Below are 16,059 nucleotides of genomic sequence, written 5' to 3' on the forward strand. Positions count from 1 at the left end.
TAAAACCTTCATGCTTTCACGAGCACCAACAGCTATGAAAATTGACTGAATATTCTTTCTGGCCAATAAACTGAGCGTAGTGAGCTCATTAATACCCTGACGAAAAAATACGTATCAATAGAAAACAGACAATGTAGAAATAAAAATCCCCAGAAGTTTTCGCTTCTGGGGATTTTTTATTGGCTCTATTGATAATCGTTATATATCAACAACTACATCCATTTTGAAGTCATCATCTTTTAAATGGACGATTTCTGTCGCTTTTTCGTAGTTTGTCGATTTCTTAGAGAAGAAGTCGTGTTGTGTCGTTTCTGTATTCAAGCCATTCAATACAATTGGGTTGACTTGTTTTACTTCAAAGATCGGATCAAAACCTAAGTTCATCAATGCCTTGTTTGCATTGTAACGAACATATTCTTTCACCTCTGCAGTCAAACCTACTTCAGTGTAGATCTCTTCGGTATATTTCAACTCGTTTTCATACAAGTTATAAAGTAAAGCCAAGAAACGTGCTTTTACCTGATCTTGATTCTTTAATTTTTTGAATTGATCCTGTGCCATCAATCCTACGAATACACCATGAATGGATTCGTCAGCAACGATTTTCTTGATGATATCAGCCGAAGCAACCATTTCACCTTGACCACATAACCACAATGGTAGGAAGAATCCAGAATAGAACAAGAAAGATTCCAACAATACGGAAGCGGCCATAGCCATATAAATTTCCTCATCAGAAGCATCTTCTTTATCGATAGCACGGTAATAGCCGTCGATCATCTGTGCTTTGTACTGTAGGTATTTATTTTGTTGAACCCACTCGAAGATATCATTGATTTCAGCTGTCGTTGAAACCGTTGTGAAAATAGTTGAATATGACTTCGCGTGAATAGCTTCCATCATACACATATAGGATAATACAGCTTTATTCTGTAAAGTATCTATGTGGTCGATGATTTTTGGCATACCTGTATGACTCTGCAAGGTATCTAACAAGGTCAAACCACCTAATGCTTTTTTATAGGCATCTTTCATTTCTGGGCTGATACGTTTCCAACTATCGATATCTTTTGATGGAATGTATTCGGTGTCAATCCAGAATTGACGAATGTTTTGTTCCCAGAACATCAATACATAATCGTTCTCGGGAGTATTCCAATTGACAGCTTTATATGTTTTACTCATTTTTATTTTAAAGTATTAGGCATTTATTATCATGTATTTGAACTTCTGATCCGTTGATTAAGCCAAAAGTTGCCGATAACTTGGCAACTTTTGACCTATTCACATTATATATCCAAATACTAAAATCTCAAGATTAGGCTGAACAAGAGACACATTCGTCGATGGTCGATTTTCTTGTTCGTGTGTAATAAAGGGATTTCAATCCCAATTTATGTGCATAGATGTAATATCTAGACAAATCTCTTGTGGAGTCTTTCGAATTGGTATGCAAAATTGTAGATACCCCTTGATCAATATGACGTTGGATAACCGAAATCAATTTCAATACTTTGAACTGATCCATATCATATGCCGATTTGAAATAGAAATAGTTATCGTTGGTCAGATATGGCATTGGGTAGTAAGTGGTACTATCACCATATTCACGCACTTCAATAATATCCACAATTGGCATGACAGACGCTGTCGCATTCATGATATAGGAAGTTGATTGATTTGGAGCAATCGCCAAACGGTACGCATGGTAGATACCATGTTCTTTGATTTTTGCTTTTAATTCTAACCAATCTTCAACAGTTGGAATGTGTATACCTTCAAACAACTCAGTTACCTTAGCTGTTTTTGGAATGTAATCACGGTTTATGTAATTATTGAAATAAGTGCCATCTGCATAGGCTGATTTCTCAAATCCAACAAATGTTTTTCCACGTTCTTTTGCAATTTCCATGGATGCTTCCAATGAATAGTAGTTCATCATCATGAAGAACGTATTGGCAAAATCCAAGGCTTCATTAGATTCGTACATTATAAAGCTTTTCGCAAGGTAACCGTGTAGGTTCATCGCACCAAGTCCTACGGAGTGCAATTCGCGGTTTGCTTTTGCAATCGAAGGTACCATATCTATGTTGGTTACATCAGTGACCACTGTTAGCGCACGCATCGCTGTTTTCACCGTTTCTTTGATGCGTTTGTTGTCCATCACCGTAGCGATATTCAATGAACCAAGGTTACAGGAGATACCATAACGGATTGTATCTTGCTTGCCATAGATCTCGATATCGGATACTTGTGATACCTGCATGATCTCGGTACATAGATTTGAGAATTTCACCTGACCAATTTCATTCAAAGCATGTACACGGTTGGTGTTTTCTTTGAAGAAGATATAAGGGTAACCGGATTCTTTTTGTGTCTGTGCAATCTTAACCAACAGATGACGTGCGTTGATTTTTTTCTTTTTGACATTTGGATTGGTGATCAACTCATCGTACATCTTGTCCATATCCATTTCATCCAAGAATTGTCCATACTCTTGTACTACTGTATGTGGGTAGATCAAATAACAAGGCTCATCTTTCTCGGCTAGCTCCATGAATTTGTCCGGAACGATAATGCCGATTGAAAGTGATTTGATACGTACTTTTTCGTCCACATTGATTTTTTTACAATCAAGGAACTCTTCAATATCAGAGTGGAAGATATTTAAGTATACTGCTCCAGCACCAGGACGTTGTCCCAATTGGTTTGCATAAGAGAAGGTATCTTCCATGATTTTCATGATCGGAAGTACACCCCCTGCACGACCTTCAACACCTTTGATCGCCTCACCACGTGCGCGGATTTTGGAGATATTGAATGAAACCCCGCCACCGATAGAGGATAATTTCATTGCTGAATCAACCGCATAACCGATACCGTTCAGGTTGTCACCAATTTCATCCAAGAAACAGGATACCAATTCCCCAGAGCGTTTTTTACCTGCATTCAAGAATGTTGGTGTAGCAGGTTGATACTCTTGGTTGATCATGATTTCGGCGTATTCTATTGCTTTTTTTACACCTTCTTCTCGTGCTAAGAATAGGGATACAGCAACAACGCGATCTTCATAGCGCTCTAGGAATTTTTCACCAGAGTCGTCGCGAAGTGCATAGCTCTGGAAAAATTTAAAGGCGGCCATAAAGGATTCGAAACGGAATTTTTTAGCATACACATAATTGAATACCTCTTCCATTTCTTCAAATGTAAACCATTGGTAAAAATCAATATAGTAGTTGTTTTCTATCAAATAGTCTATTTTTTCTTTCAATGTATAAAAGAACACAGTGTTCTTATTTACATATTCCAGGAAATATGCGCGAACAGCTTCCTTATCTTTATGTAAGCTGAACTCGTCATCATGCTTAATCATGATTTCATTATTAAGCAATATCCAGTTTTTTGCTACTTCGTTTGCTACCATCGCAAAAGTTCTTTAAGATGTCAATAAATTGGTTTATATCTTCCATTGTTCCGGACAGTTCAAACTTGAATGCCAGTGGAATGTCGAAATCCTGTGAAATACGATCAGCTGCCAAACCGAAATTTGGACCCCAGTTGCGGTTGCCACTGGAGGTTACGGAATAGATATTTTTAGCTTCTCGTTTCATGAATTGTTTTGTGTTTTCGGGCACCTGTCCAAAATTTGTGGTAAATGTGACCAAATGGCCAGGGTGATTTACCTGAAGGTCAGCGCTGATTTTATGGATCTGCCAGCCAGTGATCTGTGCGACTTTATCCATAAAACGCTGTACGTTACCCGTTCTGGAATCGTAATAAATGTGTATCATACTGCTGTCTTTAATTTAATGATACCTTCGATTTATTAAAGTGCAATGGCAGCCAATTCTTCTGGTTTAAAGCCAATGATACGGTGTTGAATTTCTTCATCTTCCAATACGATTACTGTTGGTACCGTACGGATTTTGAATTTTGCGGCCAAGTCAGGTTCATCAAAAGGATTAACCGTTTCATATTGGATACCTTTTTGATCCAAATAAGCCGATACTTGTGCACAAGGAGCACAATCGTTTTTCTCAAATTTGATAATTCTTGCCATGTTTGTATGTTTATTTTTTTTATCCAATCTTCATAGAAAAAGAAAGGTCGTTACTTCGTTGAATTGCCAATTCTTTCATTAGCTTAACAAATATCATATATTTTCTTGCGAAGCGGTAGTTTGACTTTTCCACATTTTGGGTAAAAGTTTGTCATAGGATGCGTTTACTGCTAGTTGGTTGTGTTAAGTGTCTGTTATAGTGCGTGATATGAATGTGGATAACTTTAAATCAAGAAATTTTACCTGTTTTTTACGAAACAATCTAAGTTTAATTTTAGTGTCATAAAACGGCTACAATACTTGGTTTTTTTTCATAAATTTATTACATTTTATTGCCCTAATATGCAAAATAAATTTATGAAGAAGCTATGCTATGCTCTCTTGTTGTTATTGTGTTTGAAGACGCATGCACAGGAGAATATCACTTTCCAAAAACCAACTTCCGAAATTTTGGCTTTGGCCGATTTTATTCGACCACCTCAGATAAAAATGTCCAGTGATAACAAATGGATGTTATTCACCTACCGGTCGACCTATAAGAGCTTGGAGGATCTGGGACAGGAAGAAATGAAATTGGCCGGATTGCGTATCAATCCGCGTACAAATATGGAAAGTTCGACAGTCTTTTTTAATAAGATTGGCCTGAAGAAAATTGGACAACAGTTGGAAGAAACAGATTTTGTTGGAATGCCAGAAAATCCCTCTTTGTCAAATTTTGCATTCTCCCCAGACAATAACCGTTTGGCATTTACCAATACAAATGAATCTGGAACCGCACTGTTTGTACTGGATTTAGCAACACGGAGAGTGAAACAATTGACAGCTTATAATCTGAATGCAACATTGGATGCGCCTTTTCAGTGGTTGGGCAATTCAACACGATTAATTATCACGGCCTTACCAAAGGAAAAAAATGCTTTGTTGGATCCTGCCAAGGATCTGCCCACGGGACCGGTCGTATCCACAAGCGATGGTAAAGTATCTCAACTCAGGACATACCAAGATTTATTGAAGAATCCACAGGACGAACGGAATTTTGAAACATTGGTACAATCCAATCTACAGTTTGTGGATCTAGATGGGACGATTTCCAAATTCAAAGATAAAGATATCTATACTGGGGTCGTCTTTTCGCCCAATGGTACCTATGTGATGGTAACAACAATCGCTAAACCCTATTCCTATGTGGTGCCAGCTTCGCGTTTTCCACAACAGACGCGGATCTACGATCTATCGGGAAAAGAGATTGCACTGGTTAATGAAGTGCCTTTAACGGAGGTCATGCCAAAAGGATTCTCCTCTACACGTCCGGGTAGGCGTTCTTTGCAGTGGCGTGACGACCAGCCGGCAACCTTAGCTTATGTTGAAGCCTTGGATGGTGGTGATGCCAACAAACCGGCAGAATTTCGCGATGCGCTTTATACATTGGACTTCCCATATACTGGTGCGGGGAAGCTGATTTTCAAAACTAAAGATCGCTATGCAGGGGTTGTTTGGGGAAACGATAAATATGCCTTGGTTCATTCGCAATGGTATGATACACGTAATGCGAAAACCTTTGTCGTTAATCCTTCCACTGGGGAATCCAAGTTGTTGTATGATCGCAACAGCCAAGATGTCTATAATGATCCGGGTACAGTATATCAGCAAAAAAATGCCCTTGGAACATACAGTATGTATATGGACAAGGACAAAGTCCTATTTGTAGGCAAGGGCTTTACCAAAGAAGGTGAGTTTCCTTTTGTGGAAGAGCTGGATTTGCAAACGTTAAAGAAAAAACGCTTATATACGGCGGCAGCATCTGAATTGCAGGAACGGATTGGAGAGATTGTAAATCCAAAAACCGGTGAATTGTTGATCTCGCTCCAATCGGCATCAGTCTATCCAAATTATTACCTGAAAAACATGAAATCAGGCAAACAGGTTGCATTGACAACATTGGAAAATCCATTTAAATCGCTTGAAAAAGTTCACAAAGAAATCTTAAACTATAAACGTAAGGATGGGGTAGCGCTTTCGGGTACATTATATCTGCCGGCTGGCTATGACCTAAATAACAAGGAGAAATTGCCCTTATTGATGTGGGCTTATCCAAGAGAATATAAAGACAAAAATACGGCTGGCCAAAGCACGGCGAACCCAAAGGAATTTACTTTTCCAAGTTATGGATCATTTATTTATTGGGTATCAAAAGGCTATGCGGTCTTGGATAATGCCGCATTTCCAATTGTAGGAGAGGGAAAGAAAGAACCAAATGATACCTTTATTGAGCAATTGGTCGCTAATGCGGAAGCGGCAATCAATGCCGTGGATAAATTGGGTTATATTGACCGAAAAAAGGTTGCTGTGGGTGGGCATTCGTATGGAGCCTTTATGACTGCACACTTATTGTCTAATTCAAAATTATTTGCAGCTGGGATAGCGCGTTCGGGAGCTTATAACAGGACATTAACACCATTTGGTTTCCAAAGTGAGCAACGTAACTTTTGGGATGATCCAGCGCTGTACATGACAATGTCTCCATTTGTCAGTGCTGATCGGATGAAGACGCCATTGCTGCTCATCCATGGTGGAGCGGACAATAATCCGGGAACATTTACCCTACAAACAGAACGTTATTTTCAGGCCTTAAAGAATTTGGGAGCACCCGTGCGCATGGTGATTTTGCCGCGTGAGGCCCATGGTTATGTAGCGAAGGAGAATATCTTTCACCTCCTATGGGAGCAAGATCAATTCCTTGAAAAATACTTAAAGAACTAATTATGAGACCTGATATATTTCGAGAAAAATCGCCATTATCCTCCGATGATTGCTTTGTGGTCTTTGACAGGCGAAAATCTTCTTTCACTTTTCCGGTGCATATCCATCCCGAATACGAGCTCAATTATGTGGAGGGTGCCTCCGGTGCACAGCGTATCATTGGTAATTCTGTAGAAACGATCGGTGAGCAAGATCTGGTACTGATTGCGAGTCCAGAGCTTGAACATGCCTGGAAAGATGGTGAATGTCAGTCCAATGATATCCATGAAATCACCATACAGTTTCATCCATCGCTTATTGACCAATATCTGGACAAAAAGCAATTTGCAAGTATACAGCAGCTTTTGTCAAAAGCGTCGCGAGGGGTTGTCTTCGGAAAAGATACAGTAGATCGGGTGCTTCCTTTGCTTCGCATATTGACCTTGGAGCGCGATGGATTTTATTCGGTCATGAAGCTGCTTGTCCTGCTGTATGAACTGTCAAAAGGTGAAGATATCCGTGTATTATCTACGGCGACAAATTCGGTCTTGAGCAATAGTGAGCTGCTTATGGGGCGGCTACAAGAGTATGTCGTTGCGAATATCAACAAAGAATTGAGCCTGCCTATGGTAGCTGCGATTATGAACATGAGCAAATCGACCTTCTCTCGTTTTTTAAAATCGGCTACAACATTAAATTTTACCGACTACTTACTTGACTTCCGGATCAATATGGCCGTTCGATTGTTAAAAGAGGAGACTCCAATTGCTGACATCGTCGAGCAATGTGGTTTTAATAGTGTTTCTTATTTCTACCGTGTATTCAAGAAGAAAAAAGGGATAACCCCGATTGAATACAGAAATAGCCTGCGGAAACAGCAGATGATTATCTAGCGATCTAGTTGCAACCTACCCCTATACTCAGATTCTGAGTACATTTTTTCATACATAATGATACCAATGGGTAAGCAAAGGCAATTTGTCTGACAATGACCATGCTGTCTGACAAACGATTGCATCGCGTTGCTCAACGCTGTGAAATAATTCAATAAAAATGAGTTCAGAGTTCAATGAATCACTGTTGACTTGTTTTTAATACATTGTTTTTCAGTGCATTGTATTTCGTGCTGAACCAATGCATTTTTTCATTAATCTCTTTTCTTTTTTGGAGTGCGCAATCGTTTGCGTTTGTTTTTTTGCGATTCCTTTGTTGGAAATATGAATTAAAAGTACAATACAAATGACCTGATCTTGCTATCCTTGGTTTTTCCTTTTCTCTAATTTCGTCCTATAGACCAATAATAGCATACCAAATTAAGTATAGACATATTATATACAATCTATCTATTTATTGTAAACCTTAAATACACAAAATATGAGAAAAACAGCTCTACTGCTTTTACTTTCGGCTTATGGCACATTTGCTTGGGCGCAACAATCCCAAAAAGTACGAGGGAAAGTCCTCGATGCAGATAATAAGCCAGTGGCGGGGGCCACTGTAAACATCAAAGGTAGCACCGGGGGGACAAAAACTGATGCTGATGGTTCCTTCGCACTTGATGTTGAGAAAGGGAAAACCTTAAAAATTACCTATGTGGGGATGAAGGAACAGGAGATTCTTGTCAATGATGCATCAACTTATAGTATTGTGCTTCAATCAGGAACCGACTTGGATGAAGTTGTTGTTATTGGATATGGTACAGTAAAAAAACGCGATTTGACAGGTGCTGTGGCATCTGTATCGGGGGAGGATCTACAGTCTAATATAGCTAAAAGTACAGCGGGAGCGTTGCAAGGCCGTGTTGCGGGGGTATCCGTGACCAATGCGGGGGGAGCTCCCGGAGCGGGACTGAACGTGACTATTCGTGGTTTAAGCTCTTTTGGTAGCAATACACCGCTTTATGTTGTAGATGGTGTATTTGGGGACATCAATTTGGTGGATCCGAATGATATTTCTTCTCTGGAAGTCTTGAAAGATGCATCAGCAGCAGCGATTTATGGTTCACGTGCCGCTAATGGTGTAGTTATTGTGACCACCAAAAGCGGTCGGCAAAACACAGCCACTACACTCAGCGTAAACGCATTCACAGGTGTGCAAAAGGTTTCCAAAATGTTGGATCTTATGGACGCCACACAATGGAAAAATTTTCAGAAAGAGAATAAGTTACTGCCTCAGAGTGCCGAAGCGATGACAGCTAATACGGATTGGCAGAAAGAAGTATTCCGTGCGGCGCCTATGCATAAAGTTAATGTGGATGTTGCAGGCGGAGGTGAACGTTCAACTTATAGTGTTTCTGCTGGTTACATGGCTCAGGAAGGGATACTTTTGAATACAGATTACAAAACCTTTAATCTACGGACTAAAAATACCTTTAGCCTGTTTAATAACCATCTACGCTTGGGGAATACATTCTTGATTAAGAATGGGGATCAACAGCGGGGATCAGAATTGACGATTACCGATATTTTGCGCCAGAACCCTTTGGTTCCTGTATATGATTCGGCGGTATTGGGAGGGTACGGCACTCATTCTTCCTGGATGAAAAATATCGAAAATCCTGTTGGCGTCCTCAATTTGTACAACAACCAACGTCATCAGACCGATATTATGCTTAGCGGTTATGCGGAGGTTGACCTTTTTGTTAAAGGACTGAAGTATAGGTTGAATGTTGGGGCCAATCGTACTACAGGACGTAATTATAATAAAAAGGCAGAACCACATGTGTATGGTGATAAATTAATACAATCTTATTTGAGGGAAAGTGCATTTTTCAACAATCAGTGGTTGATTGAAAACACTTTACACTATGATCGTACATTTGAAAAGCATACGCTATCTGTTTTGGCTGGATATTCAGCGCAGGAAAACAATAACCGTGGATTTGGTTTGGGACGTTATGATATTCCATTAGGTACAGATGCTATCGATGCCGCAGCAATGGATCAGCAGTCTACCAATGGTAACCTTCAAGAGGATGCGTTGATTTCTCAGTTTGGTCGTTTGATGTACACCTATGACAACCGTTATCTTCTGACTGCTACCATAAGACGCGATGGTTCTTCGAAATTTGCAGAAGGTCATCGCTATGGTGTATTTCCTTCTGTTGCTTTGGGTTGGAACGTGATGAACGAAGCCTTCTTTGAGTCCGCTAAGAAAACGGTCAATGAATTTAAGATTCGCGCCAGCTATGGTCGTTTGGGTAACCAGAATATCGGTAACTACACCACACAGTTCACTACCCAATATGGTATCAATTACATTCAGGGAGGCAAATTGTGGCTAGGTGCTATTCCGGGCTACGAATGGGTATCCCCCAATGCCTTGACCTGGGAAGAAACCGAAACCAGTGACATTGGTTTAGATCTGGCTTTTTTGAATAATCGATTGAGCGTTAGTGCTGACTATTATGTGCGCGAGACTAAGAACATCCTTTTGGGAATCAACCGCGCGCCTTCATCGGGTTTAGGTGGTACTCCGGTAATGAATGCTGGGGTAATCAGTAACAAGGGATTTGAATTTTTGACCAGTTTTCGGGATGCTATAGGCGCGGTTAAATACAATATTTCTGTTAATGCATCTACTGTCAAGAACAATATGAAGGCTGTGACCCTAGGTTCTATACAAGAGTTTGCCGGTTTTAATCCGCATGCTGAAGGAGATATTACCTGGGCGAGAGTTGGCTATCCTATAGGAGGTTTCTGGTTGGTTAAGACTGATGGTATTTTCCAGTCTGATGCTGAAGTACAGGCGTATAAAAGTTCGAATGGTACGGTTATACAGCCTAATGCTAAGGCTGGAGATATTCGTTTTGTAGATTTCAATGATGATGGAAAAATCACAGATTATCAAGATGCCCAGTATTTAGGAAGCCCTTTTCCTAAGCTAGCTTATGGTATCCGAGGTAATGTGGAATATAAGGGCGTTGATTTGGGCGTTTTCTTTGACGGAGTGTCTGGCAATAAAATATATAACTATACTCGGGCGCGTATAGAATCAACCAATGAGGTCAATAACCATGCGACAAGTTTGTTGAACTCCTGGAAAACTTCAAATACCAATACGGATATTCCACGCTACACGCGTGAAGATCCGAATAACAATAGACGTCGTACATCTGACCGTTGGTTGGAGAATGGATCTTTCTTCCGTTTAAAAACCCTGGAGATAGGTTATACATTGCCACAGAATGTGTTGAGCAAAGCGGCATTGAAAAGTGCCCGCATCTTTTTCGCTGGTGACAACTTGTTTACTTCGACAAAGTATAAGGGATACACGCCAGATCTGGGAATCAATTCCGATGAGAATGGCGGTGGGTCCAGTACGATGACCGCAGGGACAGATTATGGTCGTTTCCCTTTGGCACGCACCTTTATGTTTGGTGTGCAAGCCAGCTTCTAAACGACATAATTATGTTTAGTCATTAATTTTAGCATTTTTAAAATACAACTATGAAATTTTTAATCAATAAATATACAATTGCGGTAGTAGTGGGACTGTCGCTAACAGGCTGTTCTAAGGATTTTCTGGACAAAACGAATCCCAATAAGCCGGTGGATGTTGTTTTTTGGAGGGATGAAAACGATGCGGTATCAGCTGTAGCAACTGTTTATTCACCTATTCGTAACCAGATGTCGGGTTATTATGGCGCATGGAGTGGGTATCAGACGATGAATCGGGCGGATGATACGTTTTTTCTGGTCGGGGAAGAAGCCTTTACCTGGGAATTTGTTAATTTTCTGAATAGCGCCTCCACGGGTAATAGTGAGTTTGGGAGCTTATACAAAGGTATTAACCGGGCGAATGTATTTTTCAAAAATATAAATAAAGTGCCTATGGATGAAGCCAAGAAAAAGCAACTGATCGGTGAAGTGAGTTTCCTAAGAGGGATGTACTATTTCTTATTGGCCGCCAACTGGGGTGACGTACCGTTGCGCTTGACGGTCGCTACAGATGATGCGGAACCAGGAGAAGCGGCATCTGCACCGGAGGCTGAAATCTGGAAGCAGGTGATTGCCGATTTCAAAGTAGCTAAAGAAAATTTACCTGTGGATAGACCAGCATCCGAATTGGGACGTGTTACCAAAGGAGCTGCGATTGCACATCTAGGTAAGGCATTAGTGTATACCAAGCAATATAGCGAAGCCGAAAAAGAACTGAAAGTACTACTTTCTTCACCTTATAATTATGATTTAGTAGCTGATTATCAGGATAATTTCAAACATACGACCAAGTTTAACAAAGAGTCGGTATGGGAGTTGGCATACGATGGTACCTTGAGTAGTGGTGGTGTATGGGGGAATGATCAACCAAACTCGCACTTGGGTATGGTGTTGCCTAACTTTGTAGGTCCTGATGGTACTGGAGCATGGTTCAAGATTATGCCATCACCGGCTATTATACGTGATTTTATCGCTGAGGAGAGACCAACAGGATCCGATACCCGTTTCGACAAACGTATGAATGCCAGTTTCCTATGGAAATATTCGGATTACCAGACTGGGGCTGTTGATGGTAAATGGTATGGTAATCAGACTTTTGATGATGTTTGGGAGAAATGTAAAGAGAAATTTAAGCGACATTCTCCTGAAGAGCTTGAAAAAGCTTTTCCAACTATTGATGGAAAACAGGGGCGTTTCTTGATGAATAAGTACACCAATGCTTATATGAATGCTGCGGGTTCCAACTCTCATTATGATCCCGCTAAGAATAACAACAACAATCTACGGGTGTTTCGTTTTTCTGAAGTACTATTGTTACATGCTGAAGCTTGTGCACAGAATGGAAATATTGCAGATGCCTCGTCCAGCCTTAAACGTATACGTAATCGTGCAGGATTGGCTAATAAGACTTGGGGTGGTAAAGATGATTTGATGAAGGAAATCATGAAGCAAAATGAATTGGAGTTTTTCTTTGAAGGACATCGTTTCTTTGACTTAAAACGTTGGTTTGCGTATGCTGACATGAAGAAGATTTTTGTGGATAACAAAAAGCAAGGGGCCAATAATTTCGGGCCTAAGCATTACTATCTTCCTATACCACAGGACGAATTGAATACCAATACCAAAATAGAACAACATCCGTTGTGGAAGTAATTATCAATTTTTCGGAGGAGCTGAAAAGCTCCTCCGAAAAATTAATCTTAACACCTAGGATCTATCAGCAATATAAACTATGTCAGCTACTTGTGTTTTTAATTATTTAAAAAAAAGGAACATCATACCTTATCTATATTTAGGAATGATGGTTATCCTATTTTATTCCTGCGCCAGGAATAGGGATGCTGTGTTAGAGATTCCTTCAAAACAGTCTTTGAATGAATGGGTTGATAAGGGAGAGCTGCTGCTTGACATTACGAAAGGTAAAGAAAACTATGTGTTCAACTTTGAAGGTGGAAAGGTGTCTGTCTCTTTGCAGGAAATTGCAAAAGTGGAACCGCAGCTGGAACGCTGGCAAACTAAGATTACTTTTAGTGATGGTTCGGAACTGGTTGTGCCCAGCAAGGGTACAGACCTTGGCTTTATAGTTGAAGGTATAAAACTTAACCCTTCGGGTTTAAATCCATTGGCGGCTTTGGTTAATGTATGGCTGCCTACCTATGGTCGGGTGAAAGTTACCGTACGGGGGAAACACGGTGATCAGGGCAATATTACCCATTTATGCCAAGATGATACGCCGAAGCAAGGAGTACCTATCTTTGGGCTATATCCCGATTACGACAATGTGGTAGAACTAACCTTTACCAGTATGAAGGGGATAGAACGAGGCAGTACCACGATACATATCCAGACAAATGCTATCGAAATACAGGACTTTCCGCGGTGGAAAAGTATCAAAGCGGAGCCCGCTAAGATGGAACCTGGAGTTAACCTAGTGAACTATCCCGGCATGAGCGAGATAGACGCATCTCTGCCTTATATGATCGATAACGAAGGCGAACTACGCTGGTTATTGGATTTTAAAAAATCGCCGGAGTTGAAAAAGCTATCTTTATCCATCGGATTGAAACGGACAAAAAAAGGAACATTCATTGCGGGTGACCAATCTGAACCGCGCATTGTAGAAGTTGACATGTTCGGTAACTTGAAGCGTCAATGGGATTTAAGGAAATTAGGCTATACTTTTCACCATGAAATTACAGAGGCTGCCAACAGCAATTTTTTAATAACAGTGACAAAAACAGCCGCGCGTTTAGTTAATGGACAACCCCGAATGAATGACCACATCATTGAACTGAATCCCCAAACAGAGAGCTTGGTCAATGAATGGGATCTGGCCAAGCAGCTGGATACTACCCGTTACGTAAAACCTGACGGTATTACTCCTCCTGCGTTTTCGCAGACGGCAAATAACTGGGCACACAACAACTCCATCGCAGAAATAGGAAATGACTTATTGGCGACCTTACGTTATCAGGGTATTGTGCGTTTTAACCACGCAGGACAGACTCAATGGATGATTTCTCCACATAAATTCTGGGGTGCCAATTATCAATCGTTGTTGCTGAAACCTATTACTGAGGATGGTACAGTTATTACCGATCCTGCTGTCATCAATGGTGATGCAAGCATCGCGGGATTTGACTGGCCCTGGGGGCCTCATACACCAGTGGCACTTTCCGAAGATCGTATTTTAGTTTTTGATAATGGCTACAACCGAAGCTGGATCCCCAATTTTGGATCAGGTGTGAACAATTATAGCCGAGTAGTCGAATATAAAATTGATGCGGCTAAGAAAACAGTGCAACAACTTTGGTCTTATGGAAAAGAAAGAGGGGCAAATGCATTTTCTCAAGCTTTATCGGGGATACAATACCTGCCACAGACTGGTAATATTCTATTCTTTCCCGGTATGGGGGTGAAAACAAGTATAGGGAATGGAGGTCGCGTGATGGAAATCGATCCGAAGACGAAGGAAGTTTTGTTTGAACTTGAAATTGCCACCGGCAGCGGCTCAGCATTTCACCGGGTAACACGTATGCCACTCTATCCTTCGAATTTATAAATAACTTTTTTTGAACTTACGTAATTTTATGTCCGAATCCTTTGAGCGCCAGCAAGCTTATATTATCGAAACACAACGTTTATTATTAGAAAAAGCAAACGTTGGATTATTCAGTCCGGGAAAAATTGTCACGCGTTATTTTAATCCTGTTGTCACCAAAGAACATATTCCGCTTACCTGGCGTTACGATTTCAATCCATTGACAAATCCTCATTTTTTGGAACGAATTGCCTTCAATTCAACCATGAATGCTGGAGCAATCTATTGGAAAGGAAAGTACCTGCTATTCGTTCGCGTGGAAGGTGTCGACCGAAAGTCTTTCTTTGCAATTGCCGAAAGTCACAATGGAATAGATCAATTTCGCTTCTGGGATCATCCTGTCGTACTCCCAGATTCGGAATCTGATGAAACCAATGTCTATGATCTTCGGCTTACGGCACATGACGACGGCTGGGTCTATGGAATTTTCTGCAGTGAACGCCGTGCGTCTGATGCTGCTCCAGGCGATCTTTCTAGCGCCGTTGCTTCTACAGGTATCATCCGGTCAAAAGATCTGATACATTGGGAACGCCTACCTAATTTAAAGGCTGGCAGTCAACAACGCAATGTGGTACTGCATCCTGAGTTTGTGGAAGGAAAATACGCGTTTTATACACGCCCCCAGGACGATTTTATTCTAGCAAAAAGCGGTGGTGGCATTGGATGGGCCTTGGTGGAGGATATCACCAAAGCTGTTATCCAAGAGGAAAAGATTATTAATAAACGTTTTTACCATACGATCAAGGAACTTAAAAATGGGGAGGGACCGGCGCCACTAAAGACGGAGAAAGGCTGGTTGCACCTCGCACACGGAGTCAGGGGGACTGCAGCGGGCTTACGTTATGTATTATACCTTTATCTCACGAGCCTAGAGGATCCAAGTGAATTAATTGAGGAACCCGCGGGCTATCTCATGGCTCCCGAAGGCGAGGAAAGGGTGGGGGATGTTTCCAATGTGCTTTTTTCTAACGGTTGGATTATGGATGCAGATGGTACCGTGTATATTTATTACGCCTCCAGCGATACGCGGACTCATGTTGCAGTTTCTTCCGTAACCAAATTGCTGGATTATTGCCTGAATACACCGGCAGACGGACTCCGCTCAGCAGAATCATTGCGCAAGGTGATTAATCTGATTGATCATAATATGCACTATATAAATAATAAAAGTCGGGGAGAGGTTGGTCATCTCTCACAATAGTGTGGGATCAGGAAGAAAT

Annotated in this window: 10 protein-coding genes; 6 read left to right on the forward strand and 4 right to left on the reverse strand. The window is 40.9% G+C overall.

Annotated elements, in window-relative coordinates; genetic code table 11:
* Positions 1–198: 198 nt before the first annotated feature.
* From nrdF to AC07UV_RS21725, 4 genes are all read right to left on the reverse strand, one after another.
* Positions 199–1,185: a class 1b ribonucleoside-diphosphate reductase subunit beta gene (nrdF, locus tag AC07UV_RS21710; RefSeq protein WP_257087099.1), complete on the reverse strand. Its 987-nt coding sequence runs from the start codon at positions 1,183–1,185 to the stop codon at positions 199–201.
* 133 nt (positions 1,186–1,318) lie between these two features.
* Positions 1,319–3,424, reverse strand: a complete 2,106-nt coding sequence (nrdE, locus tag AC07UV_RS21715) for a class 1b ribonucleoside-diphosphate reductase subunit alpha (RefSeq protein WP_223581799.1) — start codon at positions 3,422–3,424, stop codon at positions 1,319–1,321.
* Entirely contained in the window at positions 3,384–3,791 is a 408-nt protein-coding gene (nrdI, locus tag AC07UV_RS21720; protein ID WP_282252034.1) for a class Ib ribonucleoside-diphosphate reductase assembly flavoprotein NrdI, read from the reverse strand. Before nrdI ends, nrdE begins: the two co-directional genes overlap by 41 nt.
* 35 nt (positions 3,792–3,826) lie before the next feature.
* Positions 3,827–4,060 carry a thioredoxin family protein gene (locus AC07UV_RS21725; protein ID WP_077437059.1) on the reverse strand — a complete coding sequence of 78 codons (234 nt, stop codon included), beginning with the start codon at positions 4,058–4,060 and terminating at the stop codon, positions 3,827–3,829.
* Between the two features lie 357 nt (positions 4,061–4,417).
* On the opposite strand from AC07UV_RS21725, the gene AC07UV_RS21730 reads away from it, so the two are divergent.
* The 6 genes from AC07UV_RS21730 to AC07UV_RS21755 all read left to right on the forward strand — a co-directional run bounded on the left by AC07UV_RS21730 (position 4,418) and on the right by AC07UV_RS21755 (position 16,040).
* Complete coding sequence (locus AC07UV_RS21730; protein ID WP_495185269.1) at positions 4,418–6,820, forward strand: S9 family peptidase; 2,403 nt, start codon at positions 4,418–4,420, stop codon at positions 6,818–6,820.
* A 2-nt stretch (positions 6,821–6,822) separates the two neighbouring features.
* Entirely contained in the window at positions 6,823–7,692 is an 870-nt protein-coding gene (locus AC07UV_RS21735) for an AraC family transcriptional regulator (RefSeq protein ID WP_120260223.1), read from the forward strand.
* Between the two features lie 481 nt (positions 7,693–8,173).
* Positions 8,174–11,197 (forward strand): SusC/RagA family TonB-linked outer membrane protein, encoded by a 3,024-nt coding sequence (locus AC07UV_RS21740; protein ID WP_495185270.1) that lies wholly within the window; start codon positions 8,174–8,176, stop codon positions 11,195–11,197.
* A 50-nt stretch (positions 11,198–11,247) separates the two neighbouring features.
* Complete coding sequence (locus AC07UV_RS21745; protein WP_495185271.1) at positions 11,248–12,891, forward strand: RagB/SusD family nutrient uptake outer membrane protein; 1,644 nt, start codon at positions 11,248–11,250, stop codon at positions 12,889–12,891.
* A gap of 145 nt (positions 12,892–13,036) precedes the next feature.
* Entirely contained in the window at positions 13,037–14,800 is a 1,764-nt protein-coding gene (locus tag AC07UV_RS21750; RefSeq protein WP_495185272.1) for an aryl-sulfate sulfotransferase, read from the forward strand.
* Between the two features lie 28 nt (positions 14,801–14,828).
* The gene (locus AC07UV_RS21755; protein WP_495185286.1) at positions 14,829–16,040 is read left to right on the forward strand and encodes a glycoside hydrolase family 130 protein; all 1,212 of its coding nucleotides are present in this window, start codon (positions 14,829–14,831) and stop codon (positions 16,038–16,040) included.
* Positions 16,041–16,059 lie beyond the last annotated feature (19 nt).

It is taken from the genome of Sphingobacterium sp. GW821-FHT03E03 (genome assembly GCF_059420745.1).

Bases quoted from the DNA above. Each gene is read 5' to 3' on its own strand.
- AC07UV_RS21740 (WP_495185270.1), top strand. From the start codon at position 8,174: ATGAGAAAAACAGCTCTACTGCTTTTACTTTCGGCTTATGGCACATTT.
- nrdI (WP_282252034.1), bottom strand. From the start codon at position 3,791: ATGATACACATTTATTACGATTCCAGAACGGGTAACGTACAGCGTTTT.
- AC07UV_RS21725 (WP_077437059.1), bottom strand. From the start codon at position 4,060: ATGGCAAGAATTATCAAATTTGAGAAAAACGATTGTGCTCCTTGTGCA.
- nrdE (WP_223581799.1), bottom strand. From the start codon at position 3,424: ATGGTAGCAAACGAAGTAGCAAAAAACTGGATATTGCTTAATAATGAA.
- AC07UV_RS21750 (WP_495185272.1), top strand. From the start codon at position 13,037: ATGATGGTTATCCTATTTTATTCCTGCGCCAGGAATAGGGATGCTGTG.
- AC07UV_RS21755 (WP_495185286.1), top strand. From the start codon at position 14,829: ATGTCCGAATCCTTTGAGCGCCAGCAAGCTTATATTATCGAAACACAA.
- AC07UV_RS21735 (WP_120260223.1), top strand. From the start codon at position 6,823: ATGAGACCTGATATATTTCGAGAAAAATCGCCATTATCCTCCGATGAT.
- AC07UV_RS21745 (WP_495185271.1), top strand. From the start codon at position 11,248: ATGAAATTTTTAATCAATAAATATACAATTGCGGTAGTAGTGGGACTG.
- AC07UV_RS21730 (WP_495185269.1), top strand. From the start codon at position 4,418: ATGAAGAAGCTATGCTATGCTCTCTTGTTGTTATTGTGTTTGAAGACG.
- nrdF (WP_257087099.1), bottom strand. From the start codon at position 1,185: ATGAGTAAAACATATAAAGCTGTCAATTGGAATACTCCCGAGAACGAT.